26 protein-coding genes are annotated in these 25713 nt (G+C 70.4%); 16 read left to right on the plus strand and 10 right to left on the minus strand.

What is annotated here, in order from left to right:
• The first annotated feature begins 196 nt into the window (after nucleotides 1–196).
• The 10 genes from ACAV_RS11035 (at nucleotide 197) to ACAV_RS11080 (ending at nucleotide 7927) form a co-directional block, all read left to right on the plus strand.
• Nucleotides 197–1219 (plus strand): sulfate ABC transporter substrate-binding protein, encoded by a 1023-nt coding sequence (locus ACAV_RS11035; RefSeq protein WP_013594658.1) that lies wholly within the window; start codon nucleotides 197–199, stop codon nucleotides 1217–1219.
• Between the two features lie 52 nt (nucleotides 1220–1271).
• Nucleotides 1272–1859, plus strand: a complete 588-nt coding sequence (ssuE, locus tag ACAV_RS11040) for an NADPH-dependent FMN reductase (protein ID WP_013594659.1) — start codon at nucleotides 1272–1274, stop codon at nucleotides 1857–1859.
• 171 nt (nucleotides 1860–2030) lie between these two features.
• A complete protein-coding gene (locus ACAV_RS11045; RefSeq protein ID WP_013594660.1) occupies nucleotides 2031–3020 on the plus strand; it encodes a sulfonate ABC transporter substrate-binding protein in 990 nt (329 codons plus the stop codon).
• Nucleotides 3021–3057: 37 nt separating this feature from the next.
• Entirely contained in the window at nucleotides 3058–3282 is a 225-nt protein-coding gene (locus tag ACAV_RS11050) for a hypothetical protein (protein ID WP_013594661.1), read from the plus strand.
• A gap of 32 nt (nucleotides 3283–3314) precedes the next feature.
• Entirely contained in the window at nucleotides 3315–4493 is a 1179-nt protein-coding gene (gene ssuD / locus ACAV_RS11055) for an FMNH2-dependent alkanesulfonate monooxygenase (protein ID WP_013594662.1), read from the plus strand.
• Nucleotides 4494–4519: 26 nt separating this feature from the next.
• Nucleotides 4520–4894, plus strand: coding sequence for a VOC family protein (locus ACAV_RS11060; protein ID WP_013594663.1), 375 nt, complete (start codon nucleotides 4520–4522; stop codon nucleotides 4892–4894).
• A complete protein-coding gene (gene ssuC / locus ACAV_RS11065; protein ID WP_013594664.1) occupies nucleotides 4891–5769 on the plus strand; it encodes an aliphatic sulfonate ABC transporter permease SsuC in 879 nt (292 codons plus the stop codon). Before ACAV_RS11060 ends, ssuC begins: the two co-directional genes overlap by 4 nt.
• Before the next feature lie 17 nt (nucleotides 5770–5786).
• On the plus strand, nucleotides 5787–6605 hold the full coding sequence (locus ACAV_RS11070) for an ATP-binding cassette domain-containing protein (protein WP_013594665.1): 819 nt from the start codon (nucleotides 5787–5789) through the stop codon (nucleotides 6603–6605).
• Nucleotides 6606–6663: 58 nt separating this feature from the next.
• A complete protein-coding gene (locus ACAV_RS11075; RefSeq protein WP_011796117.1) occupies nucleotides 6664–6879 on the plus strand; it encodes a TOBE domain-containing protein in 216 nt (71 codons plus the stop codon).
• Between the two features lie 118 nt (nucleotides 6880–6997).
• Nucleotides 6998–7927, plus strand: a complete 930-nt coding sequence (locus ACAV_RS11080) for a CysB family HTH-type transcriptional regulator (protein ID WP_013594666.1) — start codon at nucleotides 6998–7000, stop codon at nucleotides 7925–7927.
• Nucleotides 7928–7960: 33 nt separating this feature from the next.
• Here the strand turns inward: ACAV_RS11080 and ACAV_RS11085 are convergent, their stop codons facing one another.
• Entirely contained in the window at nucleotides 7961–8329 is a 369-nt protein-coding gene (locus ACAV_RS11085) for a c-type cytochrome (RefSeq protein WP_013594667.1), read from the minus strand.
• Nucleotides 8330–8743: 414 nt separating this feature from the next.
• Here ACAV_RS11085 and ACAV_RS11090 point away from each other — a divergent pair, with 414 nt between their 5' ends.
• The 3 genes from ACAV_RS11090 (at nucleotide 8744) to alaS (ending at nucleotide 13843) form a co-directional block, all read left to right on the plus strand.
• Nucleotides 8744–9781 (plus strand): hypothetical protein, encoded by a 1038-nt coding sequence (locus tag ACAV_RS11090; protein WP_013594668.1) that lies wholly within the window; start codon nucleotides 8744–8746, stop codon nucleotides 9779–9781.
• A gap of 136 nt (nucleotides 9782–9917) precedes the next feature.
• Nucleotides 9918–11063 (plus strand): ROK family protein, encoded by a 1146-nt coding sequence (locus ACAV_RS11095; RefSeq protein WP_013594669.1) that lies wholly within the window; start codon nucleotides 9918–9920, stop codon nucleotides 11061–11063.
• A gap of 149 nt (nucleotides 11064–11212) precedes the next feature.
• Complete coding sequence (gene alaS, locus ACAV_RS11100) at nucleotides 11213–13843, plus strand: alanine--tRNA ligase (protein ID WP_013594670.1); 2631 nt, start codon at nucleotides 11213–11215, stop codon at nucleotides 13841–13843.
• A gap of 107 nt (nucleotides 13844–13950) precedes the next feature.
• On the opposite strand, the gene ACAV_RS11105 is transcribed toward alaS, so the two are convergent.
• From ACAV_RS11105 to ACAV_RS11125, 5 genes are all read right to left on the minus strand, one after another.
• Entirely contained in the window at nucleotides 13951–14994 is a 1044-nt protein-coding gene (locus ACAV_RS11105; protein WP_013594671.1) for a GGDEF domain-containing protein, read from the minus strand.
• A gap of 43 nt (nucleotides 14995–15037) precedes the next feature.
• Complete coding sequence (gene trmB, locus ACAV_RS11110) at nucleotides 15038–15823, minus strand: tRNA (guanosine(46)-N7)-methyltransferase TrmB (protein WP_013594672.1); 786 nt, start codon at nucleotides 15821–15823, stop codon at nucleotides 15038–15040.
• On the minus strand, nucleotides 15793–16803 hold the full coding sequence (gluQRS, locus tag ACAV_RS11115) for a tRNA glutamyl-Q(34) synthetase GluQRS (RefSeq protein WP_013594673.1): 1011 nt from the start codon (nucleotides 16801–16803) through the stop codon (nucleotides 15793–15795). Before gluQRS ends, trmB begins: the two co-directional genes overlap by 31 nt.
• Nucleotides 16800–17909 (minus strand): NAD(P)/FAD-dependent oxidoreductase, encoded by a 1110-nt coding sequence (locus tag ACAV_RS11120; protein WP_013594674.1) that lies wholly within the window; start codon nucleotides 17907–17909, stop codon nucleotides 16800–16802. The genes gluQRS and ACAV_RS11120 overlap by 4 nt, the downstream gene beginning before the upstream one ends.
• A gap of 87 nt (nucleotides 17910–17996) precedes the next feature.
• Nucleotides 17997–18944, minus strand: coding sequence for a LysR family transcriptional regulator (locus tag ACAV_RS11125; protein WP_013594675.1), 948 nt, complete (start codon nucleotides 18942–18944; stop codon nucleotides 17997–17999).
• A gap of 99 nt (nucleotides 18945–19043) precedes the next feature.
• Between ACAV_RS11125 and ACAV_RS11130 the strand changes: the two genes are divergently transcribed.
• From ACAV_RS11130 to ACAV_RS11140, 3 genes are all read left to right on the plus strand, one after another.
• Entirely contained in the window at nucleotides 19044–19754 is a 711-nt protein-coding gene (locus ACAV_RS11130) for a pirin family protein (protein ID WP_013594676.1), read from the plus strand.
• Between the two features lie 52 nt (nucleotides 19755–19806).
• Nucleotides 19807–20361, plus strand: coding sequence for a flavodoxin family protein (locus ACAV_RS11135; RefSeq protein WP_013594677.1), 555 nt, complete (start codon nucleotides 19807–19809; stop codon nucleotides 20359–20361).
• Nucleotides 20362–20462: 101 nt separating this feature from the next.
• Nucleotides 20463–21413, plus strand: coding sequence for a pirin family protein (locus ACAV_RS11140; RefSeq protein WP_013594678.1), 951 nt, complete (start codon nucleotides 20463–20465; stop codon nucleotides 21411–21413).
• A 58-nt stretch (nucleotides 21414–21471) separates the two neighbouring features.
• On the opposite strand, the gene ACAV_RS11145 is transcribed toward ACAV_RS11140, so the two are convergent.
• The 4 genes from ACAV_RS11145 to ACAV_RS11160 all read right to left on the minus strand — a co-directional run bounded on the left by ACAV_RS11145 (nucleotide 21472) and on the right by ACAV_RS11160 (nucleotide 25681).
• Nucleotides 21472–22245 (minus strand): sulfurtransferase, encoded by a 774-nt coding sequence (locus ACAV_RS11145; RefSeq protein WP_013594679.1) that lies wholly within the window; start codon nucleotides 22243–22245, stop codon nucleotides 21472–21474.
• A 43-nt stretch (nucleotides 22246–22288) separates the two neighbouring features.
• A complete protein-coding gene (locus tag ACAV_RS11150; protein ID WP_013594680.1) occupies nucleotides 22289–23116 on the minus strand; it encodes a MinD/ParA family protein in 828 nt (275 codons plus the stop codon).
• A gap of 10 nt (nucleotides 23117–23126) precedes the next feature.
• The gene (locus ACAV_RS11155) at nucleotides 23127–23870 is read right to left on the minus strand and encodes a GGDEF domain-containing protein (protein WP_013594681.1); all 744 of its coding nucleotides are present in this window, start codon (nucleotides 23868–23870) and stop codon (nucleotides 23127–23129) included.
• 83 nt (nucleotides 23871–23953) lie between these two features.
• The gene (locus ACAV_RS11160) at nucleotides 23954–25681 is read right to left on the minus strand and encodes a SulP family inorganic anion transporter (RefSeq protein ID WP_013594682.1); all 1728 of its coding nucleotides are present in this window, start codon (nucleotides 25679–25681) and stop codon (nucleotides 23954–23956) included.
• Nucleotides 25682–25713 lie beyond the last annotated feature (32 nt).

Here is a 25713-nt window from a genome sequence, read left to right on the forward strand (position 1 = left end):
TGTTCTGGCGGAATGGAGAAGGGACAAAGGCAGGAAAAGGGCGCGGTGCGCTCCTGCCTGCGAAGGTTCTACAGATATTTCTGGAATTTAGAACTGAAATTTCAGTAGTTTCAGTTTTGTGAAGGGGCTTCCAGAATGCGCTGCATCGGTGCCGTGCTCTACCGCACCGTCCACGGATCTCCCAGGAAAGCCCCTCATGAACCTTCGCCGCCACTTTATCAAGTTTCCCGCCGCAGCCGCCCTGGCCTCGCTCGCCGTGCTGTCCGTGCCGGCCATCGCCCAGCAGCCGGTGCAGTTGCTCAACGTGTCGTACGACCCCACGCGGGAACTGTATGTGGACTACAACCAGGCGTTCGCGAAGTACTGGAAGGGCAAGACCGGGCAGGATGTGCAGGTCAAGCAGTCCCATGGCGGCTCGGGCAAGCAGGCCCGCTCGATCATCGACGGCATCGATGCCGACGTGGCCACGCTGGCCCTGGGCGGCGACATCGATGCGCTGGTGAAGAACGGCGGCCTGGTCAAGCCGGACTGGCAGAAGCGCCTGCCGCACAACTCCGCCCCGTACACCTCCACGATCGTGTTCCTCGTGAAGAAGGGCAACCCCAAGGGCATCAAGGACTGGGACGATCTCGTCAAGCCCGGTGTGCAGGTGATCACGCCCAACCCCAAGACCTCCGGCGGCGCGCGCTGGAACTACCTGGCCGCCTGGGAATACGCCAAGCGCAAGTACGGCGGCGACGCGCAGGCGAAGGAATTCGTCGGCAAGCTCTACAGGAACGTGCCGGTGCTCGATACCGGCGCGCGCGGCTCCACCATCACCTTCGTGCAGCGCGGCGTGGGCGACGTGCTCCTGGCCTGGGAGAACGAAGCCTTCCTGGCGCTGAAGGAATTCGGTGCGGAGAAGTTCCAGATCGTCGCCCCCTCGCTCTCCATCCTGGCCGAGCCGAGCGTCGCCGTGGTGGACAAGGTCGTGGACAAGAAGGGCACGCGCGCCGTGGCCGAGGAATACCTGAAGTACCTGTATTCGGACGAAGCCCAGGACATCGCCGGCAAGCACTTCTACCGGCCGACCGGCGAGAAGGCCAAGGCCAAATACGACGCGCAGTTCCCCAAGCTCACGCTGGTCACCATCGACGAGGCGTTCGGCGGCTGGGGCAAGGCCGACAAGGACCACTTCGCCGACGGCGCGAGCTTCGACCAGATCTACACGAAGAAGTGACCGTAGCGCCGCCGCGCCCCGCCCACCGACCACCACCCCGCAAGGCCTGCCCATGTCCGTCCTCCTGATCGCCGGAAGCCCCTCGGAGCGTTCGCGCTCCGCCGCGCTGCTCGATGCCACCTCCCTGCGGCTGTCGGTGCGCGGCACGGCGATCCACCGGCTGCACATCCGCGACCTGTCCCCCCAGGCGCTGCTGCTGGCCGACACGGGCCACCGGTCCATCGCGCATGCGGTGGAACAGGTGGCCGACGCCCGGGCCCTGGTCGTGGCGACGCCGGTGTACAAGGCGGCCTACAGCGGCGTGTTGAAGGTGTTCCTCGACCTGCTGCCGCAGGAGGCGCTCAAGGGCAAGGCGGTGCTGCCACTGGCCACCGGCGGCAGCCCGCACCACATGCTGGCGCTCGACTACGCCCTGCGGCCCGTGCTGCAGTCGCTCGGTGCCCGGCACATCCTGCCCGGCGTCTATGCCACGGATGCCCAGGTCAGCCTGACGCCGGAGGGCGCCCACACCCTGGCGCCCGACATTTCCCGCCGGCTGGACGAAGCGCTGGACCTGCTGGTGACCGAGGCGCTGCGCCCGCCGGTGCAGGCGGCGCGCTTCCCGCCGATCCCGTTCGAGCAGGTGCGATGTAGCGTCTGACCGGTCCGGGCGCCGCCGCTGACGCCGCGCGGCCCGCGTGCCGACCTGCTCCACACCCCGTTTGCCTTCCGCCGGCATTGCCGGTCCGCAGGGCGAGGCCGCCGTGCCCCGCCCCCGGCGGAGCGCTGCCTGCCCGCTGCCCCCGACATACCGCAGAGATTGGAGTTCCCCATGGTCCCGCTGTTCGAATCCCCCGCGCGCACCGCGCCGTTCACCTCCCGCCGCCGCTGGCTGGCCGCCGGCGCGGGCGCTGCCGCCCTGGCCGCGCTGCCGGGCTGGGCGCAGCCTGCCGGCGCCCCACGCACGCTGCGCGTGGGCCACCAGAAGGGATGGCTCTCGCTGCTGAAGGCGCGCGGCACCCTGGAAAAGCGCCTCGCTCCCCTGGGCGTGAAGGTGACCTGGACGGAGTTCAACGCCGGCCCGGTGCAACTGGAGGCACTGAACGTCGGCTCCATCGATTTCGGCGATGTGGGCGAGGCCCCGCCGATCTTCGCCCAGGCCGCGGGCGCGCCGCTCGTGTATGCGGGGGCGACGGTGCCGCGCCCGGCGCTGGAGGCGGTGGTGGTGCCCAAAGGCTCGGCCATCCGCAGCGTGGCCGACCTCAAGGGCAAGCGCGTGGCCTACAACAAGGGCTCCAACGTGCATTACTTCCTCGCAAAACTGCTGGAGAAGAACGGCCTGCAGTACCGCGACGTGCAGTCCGTCTTCCTGGCGCCGCCGGACGCGCGCGCCGCGTTCGAGCGCGGCGCGGTGGATGCCTGGGTGATCTGGGACCCGTTCCTCGCGGCGGCCCAGAAGGCGCTGGACGCCCGCATCCTGGCCGACGCCACGGGCGTGGTGAACAACCGGGCCTTCTATTTCACCTCGCGCGACTTCGCCAGCCGCAATGCGGACGTGCTGCGCATCGCGATCGAGGAAGTGGACGGTATCGACCAATGGGTCGCGGGCCACAAGGCCGAGGCCGCCACGGAACTGTCCCAGGTGCTGGGCCTCGACCGCGCAGTGACGGAACTCTTCGTCAGCCGCGTGGGCTACGGCACGCGGGCCGTGACCCGCGAGATCCTGGCCGAGCAGCAGGCCATCGCGGACACCTTCTTCGCCCTCAAGCTGATACCGAAGAAGCTCGACGTGCTGCAGGCCGCGCCGGTGGAACTGCTGTAGCCGGCGTCCGCCCCGTCCGCCCGAAGGAGCATCACCCATGTCCAACCTGCCATCGTCCACGGCTCCCGGGCCGGCCGCACGGCGCCTGCTGGCGGTGACCGCGCGCGCCTGGGGGCTCCGGCCTTCGGTGCGCGCCCAGGGCGCCACGGTGCCGCATCCACACCCCACGCAGCGCAACACATGGCATGCGCCGCACAGCGGGCCCAAGCCGGTGACCGTGCCCGTGTCCGCCCCCGGGCCGCGCTTCGCCATTTCCTACTGACCTCCGTTCCCTACTGATCGAGAAAGCCTCCCATGCACGTGTTCTGGTTCATTCCCACCCACGGCGACAGCCGCTACCTCGGGACGTCCGAAGGGGCCCGCGCCGTCAACTACGACTACCTGCGCCAGGTGGCCACGGCGGCAGACACCCTGGGCTACGAAGGGGTGCTGATCCCCACGGGCCGCTCTTGCGAAGACCCCTGGGTGGTCGCCTCGGCACTCGCGCCGGTGACACAGCGCCTGAAGTTCCTCGTGGCGGTGCGCCCGGGCCTGCACCAGCCGGCCCTGGCCGCGCGCATGGCCGCGACCTTCGACCGCCTGTCGGGCGGGCGCCTGCTCATCAACCTCGTGACGGGGGGCGACCGCACCGAGCTGGAAGGCGACGGCGTCTTCCTGGACCACGCCCAGCGCTATGCGCAGTCGGAGGAGTTCATCCGCATCTGGCGCGAGATCCTGTCGCGCAGCCACGAGGGCGGGACATTCGACTACGAGGGAGAGCACCTGTCGGTGAAGGGCGCCAAGCTGCTCTACCCGCCGGTGCAGAAGCCCTATCCGCCGGTGTACTTCGGTGGCTCGTCGGAGGCCGCGCACGACCTTGCTGCGGAGCAGGTCGATACCTATCTCACCTGGGGCGAGCCGCCGGCCGCGGTGGCGCAGAAGGTGGCCGACGTGCGCGCCCGCGCAGCGAAGCGGGGGCGCACGGTGCGCTTCGGCATCCGGCTGCACGTGATCGTGCGCGAGACCGATGCGGCCGCGTGGGCCGCGGCGGAGGAGCTCATCAGCCGCGTGCAGGACGAGACGGTGGCCCAGGCGCAGGCAGTGTTCTCGCGCATGGATTCCGAAGGGCAGCGCCGCATGGCCGCGCTGCACGCCGGAGGCACCCGCCGCTCCCGCGCGGACCTGGAGATCAGCCCCAACCTCTGGGCCGGCGTGGGCCTGGTGCGCGGGGGCGCGGGCACGGCGCTGGTGGGCGATCCGCAGACCGTGGCCGCGCGCATGCAGGAATACGCGGACCTGGGCATCGACACCTTCGTGTTGTCCGGCTACCCGCACCTGGAAGAGGCCTATCGCTTCGCGGAACTCGTGTTCCCGCTGCTGCCGGCCGAGGTGCGCGAGCGCATCGGCGGCGGCGGCCGCGCGGCGGGCCCCCTGACCGGCCCCTTCGGCGAAATCGTGGGCAACCAGTACGTGCCGCGCGCGGCGCAAAGCTGAGCGGCCTGCGGCAACAGGAGATTCCCATGGCCATCCATTCCATCAACCACGTGCAACTGCCGTTTCCCGCGGGCGAGGAGGGCGCCATGCGCGCCTTCTATGCCGGCCTGCTCGGCTTGGCCGAGGTGCGGTATCCGGCCGAAAACGCCCTGCATTTCGCGGCCGGGCCCCAGCGCATCGCCCTGGTGCCGACCACGCGCTGGCAACCGGCGCCCGCGGCGGCGCACCTGGCGTTCGAAGTGGACAACCTGCCCGAACTCCGCGGGCGCCTGCTGCAGGCCGAGCTTCCCCTCGTGGAAAACCGGGCGCTTCCGGGCTACCTGCGCTTCTACGTGAAGGACCCTGCGGGCAACCAGCTCGAGTTCCTGGAGCCCGACGCGGAAGCGGGAGCGCTCGCATGACGGGCCCCGCTGTCTCCCCCGCGGTGCGCGAGCTGCAGGTGTCTGCCGCCACCGACACCCCCGAGGAGCCCGGCACGGGCGTGCCCGCGCCCGTGCGGCAATGGGCCGCCGCCGTGGGGCAGCGCCTGCTGCCCTGGTTGGTGCCCGTGGCACTGATCGCGGCCTGGCAGGTGGCGGCTGCCCAGGGATGGCTGTCCAGCCGGGTGCTGCCGGCGCCATCCGACGTGCTCAAGGCCGCCTGGCAGCTCGGTGAATCGGGCGAGCTGTGGACCCACGTGAAGGTGAGCGCGGGCCGCGCGCTGGCGGGGCTGGCGATCGGCGGCGGCCTGGGCCTGCTGCTGGGGCTGCTCACCGGCTCGCTGCGCTGGGCGGAAACGCTGCTGGATTCCACCGTGCAGATGGTGCGCAACATCCCTGCGCTGGCACTCATTCCGCTGGTGATCCTGTGGTTCGGCATCGACGAATCGGCCAAGGTCTTCCTGATCGCGGTCTCGGTGTTCTTCCCGATCTACCTCAACACCTTCCATGGCATCCGCAATGTCGATCCGGGCCTGATCGAGATGGGCCGCACCTACGGGCTGTCGCGCTGGCAGCTCTACCGCGAGGTGATCCTGCCCGGCGCGATGTCCTCCATCCTCGTGGGCCTGCGCTTTTCGCTGGGGCTCATGTGGGTGATCCTGATCGTGGCGGAAACCATCTCCGCGCAGGCCGGCATCGGCTACCTGACGATGAACGCGCGCGAGTTCCTGCAGACCGACGTAGTGCTCGTGGGCATCCTGCTCTACGCGCTGCTGGGCAAGCTGGCGGACGTGTTCGCGCGCGGCCTGGAGCACTGGTGGCTGCGGTGGCATCCCGGCTACCAGGCCAAGGCATGAACGAAGGAGACCGCACCATGTCCGCCCCACACACGGCTTCCTCTCCCGCGCCCGGCCTGCGCCTGCAGGCGCGCCGGCTGACCAAGCGCTACGGCGCGCGCGACGTGCTGCGCGAGGCGCAGCTCACGATCGAGCCCGGCGAGTTCGTCGCCATCGTCGGCCGCAGCGGCTGCGGCAAGAGCACGCTGCTGCGGCTGGTCGCCGGCCTGGAGGCCGCCAGCGCCGGAACGCTGGAGATCGACGGCAGGCCCGTCGATGGACTGCACGGCGACACCCGCATCATGTTCCAGGAAGCGCGCCTGCTGCCGTGGCGGCGCGTGCTGGACAACGTCACCCTGGGCCTGCCCGAAGGCTCGCAGGAGCGCGGCCGCGAGGTGCTCGGCCAGGTGGGCCTGGCGGACCGCGCCGGGGAGTGGCCCGCGCGCCTGTCCGGCGGCCAGCGCCAGCGCGTGGCCCTGGCCCGGGCCCTGGTCCACCAGCCGCGCCTGCTGCTGCTGGACGAGCCCCTGGGCGCGCTGGACGCGCTCACCCGCATCGAGATGCAGCGCCTCATCGAAGGGCTGTGGCTGCGGCACCGCTTCACCGCGCTGCTGGTCACGCACGACGTGCAGGAGGCCGTGGCCCTGGCCGACCGCGTGGTGCTCATCGAGGACGGCCGCATCGCCCTGGACGAGCGCATCCCGCTCGCGCGGCCCCGGTCGCACGGCGACGCGGCGTTCGCGGCCCTCGAGAAACGCATCCTCGACCGCGTGCTGCAAAAGCCCGCGGCCGAGCCTTCCGACGGCGACGGTGCATGGCCGGGCGTTCCGGCGCATGGCCTGCGCTGGGCGATCTGAGCGGCCCGGTTTCCATCCCTTTTTCTTTCACCTTCCAACCACCACAGGAGTCCATCCCATGTCCATCCAGGCCATCAATGTGCGCAACCAGTTCAAGGGCAAGGTCCGCGAGATCATTCGCGGCGACGTCGTCTCGGAAGTCGACGTCGAGACGCCCTGGGGCATCGTCACCTCCGTCATCACCACCCGCTCGGTGGACGACCTCGGGCTGCAGGTCGGCTCCGACGTGGTGGCGCTGGTGAAATCGACCGAAGTGTCCATCGCCAAGCTCTGAAGTGCGGGGGCGGGGGCGGTGCACCGCCGCCGGCCCCTGGCGCCCGCACACTGATCCCCGCGCGTTGACCCCCAGCGCGTTGAATGGCCGCATAACAACAGGAAAGTCCGGCGAATCCATGAATTTCCAGCAACTGCGTTCCGTGCGCGAGGCCGTTCGCACGGGTTTCAACCTCACCGACGTGGCCCGCATCCTCCACACCTCCCAGCCCGGCGTGAGCCGGCAGATCCGCGAGCTGGAGGAGGAGCTGGGCCTGGAGATCTTCGTGCGCGCGGGCAAGCGCCTCACGGGGCTGACCCCGCCGGGATCCACCTTGCTGCCCATTGTCGAGCGGCTGCTGCTGGAGGCGGAAAACCTGCAGCGCGCCGGCCACGACTTTCGCGCCAGCGGGGAAGGGCGCCTGTCCATCGCAGCCACGCACTCGCAGGCACGCTATGCCCTGCCGCAGGTGGTGCGCGATTTCCGGGCACTGTTTCCGCAGGTCACCCTGCACCTGCACCAGGGCTCTCCACGGCAGGTGGCCGAAATGCTGCTCTCGGGCGAGGCCGACATCGGTGTCGCCACGGAGGCGCTCGCGGGCTATGGTGAGCTGGTCACGCTGCCGTGCTACCGCTGGTCCCACAGCATCGTGGTGCCGCCGGGGCATCCCTTGCTCGACCTGCCCGAGCCGCCCACCCTGCGGCAGCTGGCGCGCTTTCCCATCATCACCTATGAATTGGGCTACACGGGTCGCGCCCACATCGACGAGGCCTTCGCCCGCGAGGGCCTGCAGCCCGACGTGGTGCTTACCGCCATGGATGCGGACGTGATCAAGACCTATGTGGAACTGGACATGGGCGTGGGCATCGTCGCCTCCATCGCACTGGACCCGGAGCGCGACCGGCACCTGCGCATGATCGATGCGCGCCATCTCTTCGAAGTCAACCTCACCCGCCTGGGGCTGCGGCGCGGCAGCTGGCTGCGCGGCTATGCCTACCGGTTCATCGAGGCCTTCGTGCCCACGCTCACGCGCGAGGCTGTGGACGAGGCGCTGTGCGCCGAGCGCTGAGGGAGGCAGTGGCGGCAGCTGCGGTTGCGGCTGCTAGCCCTTGCGCTGGGCGAGGATCCAGCGGGCCAGGGACCGTGCCTCGTCTTCGCCGATGCGCGGGTGCCGCGGCATGAGCGCGCGGCCCCATTCGCCCGCTCCGCCGTTGCGGATCTTGCCGGCAAGGTAGGTTTCGGCATTCCTGTCGGAGCGGTAGCGTTCGGAGATCTCCGCGAACCCGGGGCCCACATAGGTGCGGACCATGGCATGGCAGCGCATGCAGCCGTGATCGCGCACGAGGTCGCCGGCATCCGCCCCTGCCAACGCTGGCAGGGCCGTCGCCAGGCAGAGTGCGGCTGCGGCCAGGGACCGTGCGGCCCCTGTGGCCCGTACGGCGGTGGGGAAGGCGTCGGATGGCGGTGGCATCGGATCGATGGACGCCCCGGGCGGGGCGGGGGCTGGAAGTGCGACGCACCGAGTATGCCGCCATCATGGGCCTGTGGCGGCGGCGCATGGCATGCCTGCCCGTCCCGGCATTCTCGGTCCGCGCATAAGCAAGCGCGATCTGGTCGCTTGGCCTCGCCGGTTCGCAGCCCTACATTGGATGCATCGCAGTGCCGCGCGGCGCCTCCCGGCCGCCGGCCTCCGGTTTGTCAGTAGGGGGTCTCCTTTCACAGCCCGCATCGCGCGGGCTTTTTTTTGGCCCACGCCCCACAGGGTGTGATGACGGCGCGCGCCGGCCCGCGCACCTGGGCGACCGCGGGGCGGGCAGCGCCACATGCGCCGCTTACACTTTCCGCCAGGGACCACGCCGTCCCCGAGTCCAACGGAGTCCCATCGATGAGAACTGGAACATGGCCCTGTCTCGTGGCGGCGTGCCTGGCCGTACTGGCGGCAAACGCTGCCGCGCAGACTTCCGATTGCACCGTGGCGGCCAGCCCCGCCTGCTACCGGCGCTTCGAGCCGCCCGGCGCCGGAGGCACGCTGAACTACTACGCATCGCTGGCGCCCGGAGAGGGCGCGGAGCCGACACGCGCGCTGGTGGCCCTGCACGGCCATCCGCGCGATGCCGGCAAGACCTTCGGTGCGGTGCTGCAGGCCGTGCGCGATGCCGGTGCGCTGCGTGACACCCTGGTGGTGGCCCCCGTGTTCCAGGTCGCGGCGGAGCAAGCCGTCCGGTGCAGTTCCCCGGGCGTTCCCGCCGCGCAGGCTGGAGACCTCCTGTGGACCTGCAGCTCCTGGATCGAAGGCGGGCCGGCGGCCAACGGCGCGCGTGTCACCTCGTTCGCGGCGATGGACGCGCTGGTGGCCGAGCTCGTGCGGCGCTGGCCCGGCTTGCGTACCGTGACCGTCGCGGGCTTCTCCGCGGGCGGGCAGATGGTGCAGCACTACATCGGCTTCGCGAACGCGGCCCCGGCCGGCGCGTCTTCCTCCGCCGCCACCGTCGCCTTGCGCTACGTGGTGGCCGATCCCGGCACCTGGCTGTATTTCGACGCCTGGCGCCCCCATCCGCCCGCAGACGGCACCTGCCCGGGCGTGAACCGCTGGAAGTACGGCACCGACGACCTGCCCGCCAGCCTGGGGCGCAATGCCGCCCAGGCGCGCGAGCGGTATGCCGCCGCCGACGTGCATTACCTGGAAGGCGCGCTGGACGGCAGCGACGCCAGGGGCACGTACTACGGCATCCTCGACAAGTCGTGCGCGGCCATGGCACAGGGGCCGTACCGCCTGCAGCGCGGCCTCGCGTACGCGGAATACGTCCGGATGCTGCTGGCGCCCGGCCGGCGGAGCGAGGTGGTCGTGGTGCCCGGCTGCGCCCACGACGTGGCGTGCGTATTCCCGTCGGAGGCGGCTCGCGCGGTGCTGCTGGGCCGCTGACGGCTGCCTGCCGCCGCCTGCCTACCCCCCGGGGCGTGGTTTGGCGGCGTTGGCTGACGCGGCCGCGCCGCGGGGCGGGGCACCATCGGGGCCAGGGCCTGCGACGCGGGCCCATTCCCTCCCTACGAACACGACCATGGCATCCAAAGAGAAGGAAGAAGCGCCGGTGTCCGCTGCCGCGGCCGAGCGCGAGGAAAAAGCCCGGCTCGCCCTGTGCGCGGCGGGCCCGCACGGCGACATGGAGCTGGCGTCCGTCACCATCGACGACTACAGCCTCGAATTGCGCGACGGCGACGGCTTCGCGGGCGACAACGCCAGCCGCACCGCGTTCCGGCACATGCTCGATGCCTGGCGCACCCTCTATGCCGACATGGCCGGCAAGGACCCGCTGGGCGACAAGCCCACGCGCGATATCAGCAAGCAGCGCCTGGACGAAATGCTCGCCAAGGACGGCGTGGCGGCCCGGGCGATCGAGGCCGCTTCGGAAGACTATGCGCAGCAGTTCGCCCACGTGGTCCTGCGCTTCCTGCAGCACAAGACGTGGAAGGGCGTGGAGCGCGTGATCGTGGGCGGCGGCTTCCACCAGAGCGAGGTGGGCGAGCGTGCGATCGCCCGTGCGGCCGGCCTGGTCGCGGAGGAGCTCAAGCGCAAGAAGAAGGATCCGGTGGAACTGCGCCTGTTGCACCACCATGCCGATGAGGGCGGCCTGATCGGCTGGGTGCATCTGGCGCCGCCCGCGCTGCTGCAGAGCTACGACGCGATCCTGGCGGTGGACATCGGCGGCACCAACGTGCGCTGCGGCATCGTGCAGACGCACCTGCACTCCGCGCCCGACATGTCCAGGGCCGAGGTGCTGCGCCGCGAGAAATGGGGTCATGCGGACGACTCCCCGCGCCGCGACGAACTCGTGGACGGCATCGCCGGCATCCTGGAGGACCTGGTCGAGCATGCCCGGAAGAAGGAACTGAGCCTGGCTCCCTTCGTGGGCGTCGCCTGCCCGGGCCTGGTCTGCGAAGACGGCTCGCTCGCCGGCGGCACGCAGAACCTGCCGGGCAACTGGGAGAGCATTCGTTTCCACCTGCCGCGCGACCTGTGCGAGCGCCTGCCGACCATCAATGGAGGCCGCATCCAGGTCTGCCTGCACAACGACGCCGTGGTGCAGGGCCTGTCGGAACTGCCTTTCACCCAGGACGTGGAACGCTGGGCCGTGCTCACCGTGGGCACGGGCCTGGGCAACGCGAGCTACACCAACCGCACGCCGCAGAAGCGCCCGCGACGCTGACCGGCCTCCATCGGCCCTGCCGCGTGCGGGGGCGGCCGCGCGGCCGGCGGAAGGGGGCATGCGGCTCGATAGAATCACGGGTTACGTCTTCACAATACCGCGGCTGCGCCCGGCGCAGCGCTCCTACAGGCTCGCAGCCCCCTTCGCCCATGACGAAACCGACCCCGCCGTCGTCCGTAGCCGACATCCGCAAGAGTTTTCTGGACTTCTTCGCCTCCAAGGGCCACACCGTGGTGCCGTCCAGCCCGCTGGTGCCGGGCAACGACCCCACGCTGATGTTCACCAACTCCGGCATGGTGCAGTTCAAGGACGTGTTCCTGGGCACCGACAAGCGCCCCTACGTGCGGGCCACGTCCGTGCAGGCCTGCCTGCGCGCGGGCGGCAAGCACAACGACCTGGAGAACGTGGGCTACACCGCGCGCCACCACACTTTCTTCGAGATGCTGGGCAACTGGTCCTTCGGCGACTACTTCAAGCGCGAATCGCTGAAGTGGGCCTGGGAGCTGCTCACCGAGGTCTATGGCCTGCCGAAGGAGCGCCTGCTCGCCACCGTGTATGCCGAGGACGACGAAGCCTACGACATCTGGACGAAGGAGATCGGCCTGCCGCCCGAGCGCGTGATCCGCATCGGCGACAACAAGGGCGGCCGCTACAAGTCCGACAACTTCTGGATGATGGCCGACACCGGCCCCTGCGGCCCGTGCTCGGAGATTTTCTACGACCACGGCCCGCACATCCCCGGCGGCCCCCCGGGCAGCCCCGATGAGGACGGCGACCGCTTCATCGAGATCTGGAACAACGTGTTCATGCAGTTCGACATGGCGGAGGACGGCTCCGTCACGCCGCTGCCCGCGCCCTGCGTCGATACCGGCATGGGCCTGGAGCGCCTCGCGGCCATCCTGCAGCACGTGCACAGCAACTACGAGATCGACCTGTTCGCCGCGCTCATCCAGGCCGCCGGGCGCGAGACTGGCACGGCCGACCTCGCCAACCCGTCGCTCAAGGTGATCGCCGACCACATCCGCGCCACCGCGTTCCTCGTGAGCGACGGCGTGATCCCGAGCAACGAAGGCCGCGGCTACGTGCAGCGCCGCATCGTGCGCCGCGCCATCCGCCACGGCTACAAGCTCGGCCGCAAGACGCCGTTCTTCCACAAGCTCGTGAAGGACCTCGTCCAGCAGATGGGCGACGCCTATCCGAAGCTGCGCGAGCAGGAGCAGCGCATCACCGAGGTGCTCAAGGCCGAGGAAGAGCGCTTCTTCGAGACGCTCGCCAACGGCATGGACATCCTCGATGCGGCCCTGGGCGGCGGCGCGAAGGTGCTGCCCGGCGACGTGGCCTTCAAGCTGCACGACACTTACGGCTTCCCGCTCGACCTGACCAACGACGTCTGCCGCGAGCGCGGCGTGACGGTGGACGAGGACGGCTTCAATGCCGCCATGGACCGGCAGAAGGCCCAGGCGCGGGCCGCCGGCAAGTTCAAGATGGACAAGGCGCTCGAGTACGCGGGCGAGGCCAACCGCTTCAGCGGCTACGACGGCCTGGCCGAAAGCGCGAAGATCGTGGCGATCTACGTGGACGGCACGAGCGCCCAGGCGCTGGAGGCGGGCCAGAACGGCGTGGTGGTGCTCGACAACACCCCGTTCTATGCCGAAAGCGGCGGCCAGGTGGGTGACCAGGGCGTGATCCACGCCGGTGGGGCGCGCTTCGCCGTGGACGACACGCTCAAGATCCGCGCCGACGTCTATGGCCACCACGGCCGCCTGGAGTCCGGCACGCTGCGCGTGGGCGATGCCGTGCAGGCGGAGGTCGATGCCGCGTTGCGCGCCGCGACCATGCGCAACCATTCGGTCACGCACATCATGCACAAGGCCCTGCGCGAAGTGCTGGGCAGCCACGTGCAGCAGAAGGGCTCGCTGGTGAACGCCGAGCGTACCCGCTTCGACTTCGCGCACAACGCTCCGGTCACCGACGCGCAGATCCGCGAGATCGAGCGCCGCGTGAACGAGGAGATCCTCGCCAACACGCCGACCGGTGCCCGCGTGATGGACATCGAATCCGCCCAGAAGACCGGCGCGATGATGCTGTTCGGCGAGAAGTACGGCGAGACCGTGCGCGTGCTGGACATCGGCACCAGCCGCGAGCTGTGCGGCGGCACGCACGTCGCCCGCACGGGCGATATCGGCCTCTTCAAGGTGGTGGGCGAGAGCGGCGTGGCCGCGGGCGTGCGCCGCATCGAGGCGGTGACCGGCGCGGGCGCTCTGGCGTACCTGCAACAACTCGAAGACACGGTGGCCAAGGCGGCGGGCGCGCTGCGCGCTCCGGCCTCGGAACTCGCCGGCCGCATCGGCCAGGCGCTCGACCAGGTCAAGGCGCTGGAGCGCGAAGTGGCGGCCCTCAAGGGCAAGCTGGCTTCCAGCCAGGGCGACGAACTGGTCGGGCAGGCGGTGGACGTCAAGGGCCTGAAGGTGCTGGCGGCCACGCTGCCCGGCGCGGACGCCAAGACCCTGCGCGACACCATGGACAAGCTCAAGGACAAGCTCAAGAGCGCGGCCATCGTGCTCGCAGCCGTCGATGGTGCCAAGGTGCAGATCGCGGCCGGTGTCACGCCCGACGTGATGGCAAAGGTGAAGGCCGGCGAGCTGGTGAACTTCGTTGCCAGCCAGGTGGGCGGCAAGGGCGGCGGCAAGCCCGACATGGCGATGGCCGGTGGCACGGATGCCGCGGCGCTGCCGGCGGCGCTGGCCTCCGTGGCCGGCTGGGTGGGCGAACGCGCCTGACCGGGCCGCCGTGCCCAACGCAAAAGGCCCGCTCGTGCGGGCCTTTTGCTTTCGTGGGTGCCTGCTGTGCGGCGAAATGCTGGCCGGAACGCGGCCGGCCGGCCCGGTCAGAACAGTTCGACGTTGTCGTTCGCGACCTTGGCATGCAGGTGGCCATCGCGCACCAGGTCGTCGTAGTAGCACACGCGGTTGCGGCCATGTTCCTTGGCGTAGTAGAGCGCCTGGTCCGCCTGGCCCAGGATCTCCACCGGGGCACCGCGCTCCGTGCTGGCGAAACCCAGGCTCACCGTGACGCGGCCCACCTGCGGGAAGTCGTATTCCTGCACGGCGGTGCGGAACCGGTTGAAGGCCTTGTGGGCGGTGGCGAGCGTCGTCGAGCGCAGCAGGACCACGAATTCCTCCCCGCCGAAGCGGAAGATGCGGTCGTGCCCGCGGAAGGAGTTGCGCAGGATGTTGGCGATCAGGATCAGCACCTCGTCGCCATACAGGTGCCCGAAACGGTCGTTGACCTGCTTGAAGTGGTCGATATCCACCACGGCCAGCCAGTGCTGAAGCGGCTCGCCGCGCGGCTGGGACGCATCGTCCGGCTCGGCGGATACCTCGGTCGCCGCGTTGCTGGACATGCCGGCGCGCCGCGCGAATTGCTCGTCGAAGGTCTTGCGGTTGAACAGGCCGGTCAGCGCGTCGCGCTCGCTGTAGTCCAGCAGGCTCTGGTAGTTCTGGTACACGAAAAAGACGCTCTGGATCACGTCGAGCTTGTGGGCCGAGAACGGCCGCGACTGCGTGACCTCGATGCAGGCATGCACCTTGTCATGCAGCCACACCGGCAGCCACAGCATGTGCTCGCCGCGCCGCGCGGACTGCAGCACGTGCGGCCGGCGCTGGGCGATGCATTCGTGCAGCGCCGGGAACGCCGACAGTGGCTCGCGGCGCGGATCGACCGGGGCTTCCCAGTCGCTGGTGACCATCTGCCCGTCCTTGTGCCAGGTGCGCGGCCGCACGTAAGCCTCGCTGCCCGACTGGAAGATCTCCAGCGCGCGCACCGCCTTGATGGAAGGGAGCTTGTGCAGGGTGGACAGCACCGACACTTCCAGCCGCAGGTGATCGCGATGGCCGGTCATTTCGACCAGGTTGTCGAGGATGGGCTTCATGGGTGCGGTGCTGGGCGTTGCGAGGGTGCGGGGGCGCTGACTGTCAGGCCACCCGCCGGAAGAGGATATCCCATACGCCGTGGCCCAGGCGCAGCCCGCGGTTCTCGAACTTGGTGAGCGGGCGGTAGTCGGGTTGCGGCGCATAGCCGTCGGCAGTGTTGGCCAGCAGCGGCTCGGCCGAGAGCACCTCCAGCATCTGCTCCGCATAGGGCTGCCAGTCGGTCGCGCAGTGCAGGTAGCCCCCGGGTTTCAGCCGGCGTGCGAGCTTGGCCACGAGCGGTGGCTGGACCAGCCGCCGCTTGTTGTGGCGCTTCTTGTGCCACGGGTCCGGGAAGAAGATGTGCACGCCGTCGAGGCTGCCTTCCGGCAGCATGTGGTCGATCACCTCCACGGCGTCGTGCTGCAGGATGCGGATGTTGGTGAGGCCCTGTTCGCCGATGCGCTTGAGCAGGGCGCCGACGCCGGGCTCGTGCACCTCGCAGCAGAGGAAATTGTCCTGCGGCCGCACGCCCGCGATATGGGCCGTCGCCTCGCCCATGCCGAAGCCGATCTCGAGGATGAGTGGCGCGGCGCGGCCGAAAGCGGCTGGTGCGTCGAGGGGCGCGGGGGCGTAGTCGAGGACGAACTGCAAGCCGAAGGTTTCGAGGGCCTTGGCCTGTCCGGTGGTGGTGCGACCGGCGCGGCGGACATAGCTCTTGATCGCCTTGGGAAAGGCAACGTCCGCGGGCGGGGAGCCGTTGCCGGCAGGCGCGGGCTGGGGGGCGAGGCCGGTATCGGCCGGGGTGGGATGCGTAACTGTCACGATGGCCGATTGTAGATTCGCGACCATGCCTGCGCCCACCACGCCAGCGCCTCGCCGACGGTGGTGTCGTGCGGATGCTGCAGAGCTGGCAACCCCAGCGTGCAGGCCGCCGCCCCGAGCGCCGCCACGGGATCGTCGGTGTCCACGGCAGGTGCTCCGTGCTGCTTGGACAGCTTCTCGCCATCCGGCGCGCGCACGAGCGGCGTATGCAGGTAGAGAGGCGCCGCGGCGCCCAGCGCATGCTGCAGCAGAAGCTGGCGGGGCGTGTTGTCGAGGAGGTCTTCCCCGCGCACCACGTGCGTCACCCCCTGGTCGGCATCGTCCACCACCACTGCGAGCTGGTAGGCCCAGAGTCCGTCTGCCCGGCGCAGCACGAAATCGCCCACCACTTCCGCCACGTCCTGCCGGCGCGCCCCCAGGCGCCGGTCGGTCCAGGTCACGCCACCGGCATCGATCGCAGGGCATCCCGGTGCGCCGTCTGCGCCCGCCCGCGGTGCAAATTGTTTCTGGTATTCCGTTGTCCGGAATCGCCAGGACCGCGGTGGCCGCCCACCCAGTCCGGCGCGGCAGGTGCCCGGGTAGGGCAGTTCCGAATGGCGATCGCGGGTCCCATGGCTCAGCCGGTGGGCGCGCTCGATGTCCGCCCGGGTGCAGGCACACGGGTAGGCGAGCCCCGCGTGCGTCAGCCGCTCCAGCTGTCCGGCATACCGCGCGTGGCGCGCCGACTGCCACCATACCGCCCCGTCCGGCACGAGGCCGCAGTCCGCCAGTTGCCGCAGGATCGTCTCCGCCGCGCCGGGCTGGCAGCGGGGCGTGTCCACATCCTCGATGCGCACCAGCCAGGTCCCGCCGCGGCCCCCGTGCGCGCAGCGCGCGTCTAGCCAGCTGGCCAGCGCCGCCACCAGCGAGCCGGCATGCAGGGGGCCGGTGGGCGAGGGCGCGAAACGGCCGACATAGCGCCGGCCTGCGGCGGGAGTTTGCGTGGACGCGGCCGGGAAGGCGCTCATGCCACCGAGAACGCGAGTTCCAGCCCCGCAACGAAGGCATCCTCGACGCGGTGGCCCAGGCACCAGTCGCCGGCCAGCCCGATGCCGGCCGCGGCGTCCCACAGGTGGCTCTGCCCCAGCGGCCGCGTCGTCTGCGCGTCGGGCCAGAACAGCACTTCCGCATGCGTAGGCGTGGCGCGCAGGCCGGTCACTTCCGCGAAAGCCTTGATCAGCTTGGCCTGCACGCGGGCGGGTGCATCGCCCTGGTGCTCGGACGACCATGCGGGGCTGGCCTGCACAGTCCAGCGCTCCACCGAGGCGCGACCCGGTTTCGACGATTCGCGCGCCACCCACGCGATGCGGTGGTGCGTGCTGCGCGCGGCGTTCCATTGCGGGCCCAGCGTGGTGAGGCCGGGCTGCACCGCGTGGGGATAGGCCACCATCAGCGTCCAGCAGGGGGCCACTTCGACCGCCTGCAGCCGTTGCGCGAAGGCCGGGGCGATGCCGGAAGACTCCAGCAGGGCGCGGCCCTGGGCCGCCGGGATGAGCAGCAGCACGGCATCGAAGCCGGCATGCACTTGCTGCGCCCCGTCCTGCGAGCGGGTCTGCAGTTGCCAGCGGCCTGGCTGAAGAGGGTCGGGGCCGATGCCGGCGACCTGCGCATCGGCCAGCAGGCGGCCGGCCTGCGCCAGCGGCTGGGCCCACGCGGCCAGCAGGGACTGCATGCCCGGCGTGGCCACCCAGTGCGGTTCGCGCGGCGGTGGCGCTGCGGCGGCCGTGCGGCCCGCGGCGTCCAGCACCTTGACGGTGGTTGCGCTCCACGGGCGGCACAGCCCGGGCACGGTTTCCAGTGCGCGTGCGAAGCGCGCATCACGCACCGTGAAGTACTGGGCGCCGGCATCGAATCCCCCGAACGGCGACTCCACCGTCGCCATCCGGCCGCCCGGCTGGCGGGCCTGCTCGAAGACGACCGGCGCATGGCCGGCCTGCGCCAGCGTGCGCGCGCAGGCGATGCCGGCCATTCCCGCGCCGACCACGGCGATGCGCCGGGCGGACGGGGGCTGCCCGCCGGGGCCGGCGGGAGCGCCGCGGGCAGGAGTGCGGGAACGGGAGCGGGAAGACGTCATGGTCCGGCCTTTCATGGATGCATGGGTGCGAGACGCCGCGGTGGGCGCGGATGGAGCCACTCTACACGGCGCTTGCGGTGGCGCGGCTCAGAATGGATGGTGGTTTTCCAGCAGGGCTTCGCGGGTGGCGGGGCTTTCAAGCTGCTGCAGCCACCAGGTCAGGGCGCGGCCCGGCGGGGCATGCCCGGGGCCGCCCCAGGCATAGTGCAGGCGCACGCGGCGCGCGGGCCGCGCGACCTCGCGGACCACCAGCCGCCCGGCCTCGACATAGGGCCGCACCATGGGCTCCGGAAGAAACCCCGCGCCCAGCCCGCGCAACTGGGCCTGCAGCTTGGTCTGCATGCTGTCCACCGTGAATACGTCCTGGCCGCCCAGCAGGCCCATGGTCACGCCGCCATGCTGCGCCGAATCGGCCACGGCGATGGCCCGGTGCTGGCGCAGCACCGTGTCCGTGAGCGGGCCGGGCGCGGTGGCGAGCGGATGGTGCGGCGCCACGGTGAAGAGGAACAGCAGGTCGCCGATCACTTTGCCCTGCACGCCGGAGGCGTTGGTGGCGTTCACGGCCACGCCCAGCGCCAGGTCCGCGCGGCCGGAGGTCAACGCCTCGAGCGTGCCCGTGAGGATGTCGTCGCGCAGCTTGAGCCGGGTCGGTGGAGACTGCGCATAGAAGGCCTCCACGAGTTCCAGCAGGGTGGTGGGGGAAATCACGCCGTCCACCGCGATGGTGAGCTGGGGCTCCCACCCGGTCGCCACCCGGCGCACGCGGTGCGCGACGGCCTCGACCTCCTCGAGCAGCCGGGCCCCTTCGCGCAGCAGTTCACTGCCCGCCTCGGTGGGCCGCGCCTGGCGGGCGCTGCGGTCGAACAGCAGCACGTCCAGCGCCTCCTCGATCTGCCGCACCCGGTAGGTGAGCGCACTGGGCACTACGCCGAGCTGCCGCGCCGCCGCGGCGAAGCTGCCGGTTTCCGCGATCACCTGCAGCATGGCCAGGCTGTCGGGCGTGAGGGCGTCGCGGGCGGGAGGCGGAACGGTCATCGGGGAGGGCTTCAAAGGTTTTGAATGATGCCTTCAATCGCACTGCGCCCGCAAGCCGCGTCCTGCTCCTAAAGTGCCAGCACTGTCTGAAACCCGCCCATGTTGACCGTCCGCAAATCGTGCGACCGGGGCCACGCCGACCACGGCTGGCTGCGATCGCTCCACAGCTTCTCCTTCGCCGGCTACCACGACCCCCGCTATATGGGCTTCGGCAACCTGCACGCGCTGAACGAGGAATGGATCGCCCCTGGCGCCGGGCTGGGCCTGCACGGCCACCGCGACATGGAGATCCTCAGCTATGTGCTCTCCGGCCAGTTGGGCAGCCGGGACTGCAGCGGCCGGGTGCAATCGGTCGCCGCGGGCCGCGTGCAGCGCATGGCAGGGGGCGAGGGCGCCACCCATGCCGAATTCAACCCGCTGCCCGACCAGCCCGCGCACTACCTGCAGATCTGGATCGCGCCGCAGGCGCCGGGCAGGGCGCGGGAATACGCGCAGGTTCCGGGCCCCGCGGACCGCGGGAGCGGCCGGCTGCATCTGCTGGCGGCCCCGCAGGCCAGGCCCGGCGTGCTGTACCTGCAGGCCGATGCCTGTGTCTATGCGGGCCTGTTCGACGGCGGGGGCGGCGACGAGCTGCCGCTGGACCCCGCCCGCAAATGCTATGTGCACCTGCTGCGCGGCACGCTGCAGGCCAACGGCAGCCTGCTGGCCGCGGGCGACGCCGCCTTCGTCGAGCGCGAGCGCCGGCTGGCCCTGGAGCAGGGTTGCGGCGCCGAGGTGCTGGTGTTCGATCTCGCTGCCAGGGAACGCTGAAGCGCTCCGGACGCGGCATATTCCCATCCCCCAACCCACCAGGAGTCATTTCATGGCAAAAATCGCAGTCGTCTTCCATTCCGGCTATGGCCACACCCAGCGCCTGGCACAGGCCGTCGCGGAGGGCGCCAACGCCCAGCTCATCGCCATCGACGCGGACGGCAACCTGCCCGAGGGCGGCTGGGAAGCCCTGGCCGAAGCCGACGGCATCATCTTCGGCACCCCGACGTACATGGGCAGCCCGAGCTGGCAGTTCAAGAAGTTCGCGGATGCGTCCTCCAAGGCCTGGTTCGGCCGCGCATGGCAGGACAAGGTGTTCGGCGGTTTCACCAACAGCGCCAGCCTGAACGGCGACAAGCAGGTGACCCTGATCGCCCTGCAGACGCTGGCCTCGCAGCACGGCGGCATCTGGGTGAGCCTGGGCATGCTGCCTGCCAACAGCAAGGCCGCCACGCGCAACGATCCCAACAACCTGGGCGGCTCCGTCGGCATGCTGGCGCAGTCGCCCTCGGACGCGAGCGTGCAGGAAATGCTGCCCGGCGACCTGGAAACCGGCCGGGCCTACGGCGCGCGCGTCGCCCGCATCGCGCAGCAGCTGCGCGGCTGACGCGGCGCGTGCCGGTGCGCTGCAGGCGTGCCGGCGCATGGCTTTTTCCCCGCCGGCGGGTTACGCTGGCGGCGCCACCCCTGTCACCGAAAGGACCGCCCGTGGATACGCCTGTGCCCCTGCCTCCGTCTGCCGGCGATGCCGCGCCGCCGTTCCTGCTGCTCGGCGGCCATGCCAAGGACCTGGGCGGCGGCTTCGTGGTGCGCAGGCTGCTGCCCGCGCTGCAGCGCCGCTCCATCGGCCCCTTCGTGTTCTTCGACCATTTCGGGCCGGTCACGGTCGAGCCCGCGTCCGAGTACGACGTGCGGCCGCATCCGCACATCGGGCTGGCCACGGTCACGTACCTGTTCGAGGGGGCGATCACGCACCGCGACAGCCTGGGTTCCGTCTGCGAGATCGCTCCCGGCGCCATCAACTGGATGACGGCGGGCCGCGGCATCGTGCATTCCGAACGGCGCCCCGAGCGGCTGCGCAGCGCGGCCTACGTGAACCACGGACTGCAGCTGTGGGCGGCGCTGCCGGAGGCGCATGCCGAGGTGGAACCCTCGTTCGTCCACACGCCCGCGGAGGCCATCCCCGAGATCCATGACGGCCAGGGCGTTCGCGTGCGCGTGCTGGTCGGCAGCGCCTTCGGGGCCACGTCGCCCGTGGCCACGCTCGCGCCCACCCTCTACCTCGACATCCTGCTGCCCGCGGGCGCCGAACTGCTGCTGCCGCCGCTGGCCGAGGAAATGGCCGTGTATGCCGTGGAGGGCGCCTGCAGGCTGGAGGATGGCGCCGGGCGCCCGGCCGACCTGCCGGCCGGCATGCTCGCCATTGCGCAGGCCGCCGGCCCCGTGCGGCTGCAGGAGGCCACGGGCAGCGGGCCTGCGCGCTGCGTGGTCATCGGCGGCGCGCCGCTCGATGGCCCGCGGCACATCTGGTGGAATTTCGTGTCCTCGCGCAAGGAGCGCATCGTCCAGGCGGCCGACGACTGGGACGCCATGCGCATGGGCGCGGTGCCGGGCGATCCCGAACGCATTCCGCTGCCGGAGCGGCATTTCAAGCGGTGACTTGCACGCGCTGGTCCTGCTGCGGGCAGGGCGGTCCGCGCCGCGGGCCTGCCGCGGCCTAGGCAGAGGCAGGCCCTTCCACAGGGCCCGATCCGGATTCCGACAGGTCGGGCGCCAGCACTTCGCGCTCGTCGAAGACAAAGCACCCGCCCCGGTAGTGGGCCCCGTCCGTCTGCTCGAAGTATTTCAGGATGCCGCCCTCGAGCTGGTACACATGCCCGATGCCTTCCTCGCGCATGAGGATGGCGGCCTTCTCGCAGCGGATGCCGCCGGTGCAGAAGCTCACCACCGTCTTGCCTTCGAGTTCCGACTTGTGTGCGCGCAGCGCGGGCGGGAATTCGGTGAACTTGGCGATACGCCAGTCGATGGCGCCCTCGAAGGTGCCGTGGTCCACCTCGAAGGCATTGCGGGTGTCCAGCGTCACCACGGGGCGGCCCGTGTCGTCGTGGCCCTGTGCGAGCCAGCGCCGCAGCGTGGGCGCATCCACGGAGGGCGCGCGCCCGTCGGCGGGCCGGATGGCGGGGTGGTCCATGCGGATGATCTCGCGCTTGACCTTCACCAGCATCTTGCGGAAGGGCTGGGATGCCGACCAGCTCTCCTTCGGTTCCAGCGCGGCGAAGCGCGCATCCGTGTCCCGCAGCCACTGCACGAAGCCCCGCACGGCGGGCGCCGGCCCGGCCAGGAACATGTTGATGCCTTCTTCCGCCAGCAGGATCGTGCCCTTGAGGCCGTCTTCCAGGCACCGCGCATGCAGGCGGTCGCGCAGCGGCCCGGCGTCGGGCAGCGGGACGAACAGGTAGCAGGAGATGTTGAGGACGTCGTCGTGGTGCATCGCGGTGGAGGGCGCCGGGCAGGCATGCCGCCTGCCGGCCCCTTCAGGCTGCCGGCGTGAGCAGCGTGGAATCGATCTTGTTGGCCAGCTGCGCGATGGCCAGGGCGGCGGGACAGCCGGGCATCTGCATCAGCAGCAGCTGGCGCCGCATGACGGCATCGCGCACGGCGGTGTCGGCCGGGATGTCGCCCAGGTGCAGCAGGCGCATCGGGCGGCCCGAATCGGTGCTGACGAAGCGGTCCAGGACCTGCTGGAGCTGGCCCGTGATCGCGCGGCCGTCGCCCGGTCGCGCGGCCTGGTTCACGATCAGGCGCACGTACTGGCGCTTTTGCTGCGTCGCCAGCACCTTGATCGCCGCATAAGCGTCCGTCAGGGAGGTGGGCTCGGGCGTGGCCACGATGAGCACTTCCGAGGCGAGCGAGACGGAGAACAGCACGACGTCCGAGATGCCGGCGCCGGTGTCGAGCAGGAGCACGTCGTAGCGCGGCGCGAGCGTCTGGATCACGTTGAGGAACTCGCTGCGCACCTCGGGGGTGAGCCGCGAATACTCGACCATGCCCGACCCGGCGAGCACGACGGAAAACCCGCCGGGCGCCTCGATCACGGCGTCGTCCAGTTCGGCCTTGCCGACGAAGACGTCGTGCAGCGTGACCTTGGGATGCAGGTTCAGGACCACGTCCAGGTTCGCGAGGCCGAGATCCGCGTCGAGCACGAGCACGCGGTAGCCGCGCCGGGTGAGGGCTGCGGCGAGGTTGGCGGAAACGAAGGTCTTGCCCACGCCTCCCTTGCCGCTGGTGATGGCAATGATGCGGGCACCGGCTGGCGTCTGGGGCGCAGCGGGCGTGGTGCGGGGTGACAGCGCGTCGGTCATCTCTTTGCTTTCAGTAGGCGCTGCCTGTGGAATCCAAGGGCGGGGGAAGGTCGCCCCAACCCGAGGGAGTGTACAGCGGGCCGAAAAGCAGGCTCTTCTCTTCGGCGCTCACCGTGCTGTCCGGCTGTTCTTCGATGCTGACCCGGTTGCGTCCCGCCAGCTTGGCCTTGTAGAGCTGGCTGTCGGCGCGCTCCGTCCACAGCAGGGTGGTGCTGCGGATCCACTGGAGCGCGAAGGCGCCGCCGATGCTGACGGTGACATTGAGTTCGACCGTCGGCGAGATGCGGACGGGCGTGCGCTCGACCGCGCGGCGGATGCGCTCGGCCACCACCTTGCCGAAGCCGGCCTGGCAGGCGGGCAGGACCACGGCGAATTCCTCGCCGCCGTAGCGCGACAGCGTGTCCATGGGCCGGACGCAGCGGCTCAGCGTGCGCGCGATCGACTGCAGGACGATGTCGCCGGCCATGTGGCCGTGGGTGTCGTTGACCCGCTTGAAGTTGTCGATGTCGAGCATCAGCAGCAGCGCCGCCTCGCCCGCGCGCGTGACGCGGTCGATCTCGCGCTCCAGCACGGTGCGGAAATGCCGCCGGTTCGCCAGGCCCGTGAGCGGGTCCTTCAGCGACAGTTCGCAGAGACCGTCGATCAGGCCCTGCAGGTAATGCCGGGGCGATTCCCTGGGGATGGCGGCTTCGGAGCCCAATGCCTGAGCGACCAGGGCGTGAGCCGTCGTCAGGCGCAGGTCGCGCAGGTCCACAAGTGGGGGGGTCGCGGATTCAGACACAAAATGCAACAAACAGTGTTCAGGAAGTGTATCAGCGGCTGCCCCGCCATAGGTAACTACAAAGGTAAACGTTGCAACGCCAGCAGGGCTTCGGCGTCGGTACGGTAGAGCACGAGGCCCGGGCCCTCCAGCAACCCGGCGCGGCGCAGCACCTGTTCGACGGGAAGCTTCATGCCGCTCACGTGCAGTGCCCCGCCGTGGGCACGGGCCAGGGCCCGCAGCCGGCCGAAGCACTCAACGCCGGTCACGTCGATGCGGTTGATCGGAAGGGCGAACAGGCAGATGTGCCGTACCTCGGAATATGCCGCAAGATGTTCCGAGATGCGTTGCTCCAGCGCAGCAGCGGACGCGAAATCGAGCTCCGCATCCATCCGGACGCCCAGCAGTCCGGGCGCGAGCGGCGGCAATTGCCACAGGTGGCGGTCGCGCAGGCTGCCGTCCGGGTGCAGCCCGACCTCGATGATGCGCGGGTGCAGCCGCTGGTAGAGGAAGTGGCTCAGGTTCAGCACCAGCCCCGCCAGCACGCCCCAGTACATGCGCGGCGCAGTCGCCAGCGTGAGGAAGAACGTCAGCCCGCCGATGAGGGCCTCCACCCGGGAAATGCGCCACAGCCGCAGCAGCACCGCCGGCTTGATGAGGCTGGTGACCGCTGCCACCACCACTGCGGCGAGCACCGACTGCGGCACGTGGTAGAGCGCCGGCGTGAGCCACAGCAGCACCGCCAGGACCAGGGCCAGGGCGAACAGCGTGGCCCAGCCGCTCTTCGCACCGGCGTACAGGTTGATCGCGGAGCGCGAGAACGACGCACTTGTCGCGAAACTGCCACAGAAACCCGACCCCATCTTCGCCAGGCCGTGCGCGATCAGGTCCTGGTTCTCGTTCCAGCGCGTGCCGCCCTGCTGGTGCTCGACCTTGGCCGAAGAGGCGGTCTCCAGGAAGCTGACGAGGGTGACCACCAGCACGGGCATCAGCAACTGGCCGAACTGGTCCCAGTCCAGCCAGCCGGGCCAGTAGAAATGCGGCAGGCCGGAAGGCAGGTGGCCTACCACCGCACCATCCTGGTCCGCATAGCCCAGGGCCCGGCTGGCCAGGGCCGCCACGCCGACGATGACGATGGCCGAGGGAAAGGTGGGCCGCCAGCGGCGCGCCAGGGTCAGCAGGACCAGGCTGCCGAGCCCGAAGGCCGCCGCCGTGCCATCGAAGTGGTGGATGGACGGGGCGGTGGCCAGCGCATGCCAGGTGGTGCGCAGCCCCAGCAGCGCCGGCAGTTGGGACGCGAGAATGAGCAGCGCGGCGGCCTGGGTGAACCCGTTGAGCACGGGCGACGTGACGAGGTTGAGCAGCCAGCCGAAGCGCACGGCGCCCAGCAACAGCTGAACCAGCCCCGACAGGATGGCCATCCAGGCCGCCAGCGCCACCCATTCGGCGCTGCCCGGCTCCGCCATGCCGGTGAGGGACGCCCCGATCAGCAGGGCGGTGAGCGCCGTGGGCCCGACTCCGAGGCGGGTGGACGAACTCCACAGCACCGCGATCAGCGCAGGCACGAGGGACGCATAGATGCCCGTCACCAGCGGCATGCCGGCCAGGGCCGCGTAGGCCACGCCCTGGGGCACCAGCATCAGCCCCACCGTCATGCCGGCCCAGAACTCTCCGCGCAGCAGCTGGGCGTCCGGCCGCGGCCACCCGAGAAAAGGGAACCAGCGCAGGAGCATGTGCCGGCGGCCGGCGGCGCCGGCGGCCGGCGGCGGCGTGGGAGAAGGTGCGGGGGAGGGCGCGGGGGACATGGTGAGGATTCTCACCCCAAGCGTCCTACGCC

This window comes from Paracidovorax avenae ATCC 19860, from assembly GCF_000176855.2.
Lineage (GTDB): Bacteria > Pseudomonadota > Gammaproteobacteria > Burkholderiales > Burkholderiaceae_C > Paracidovorax > Paracidovorax avenae.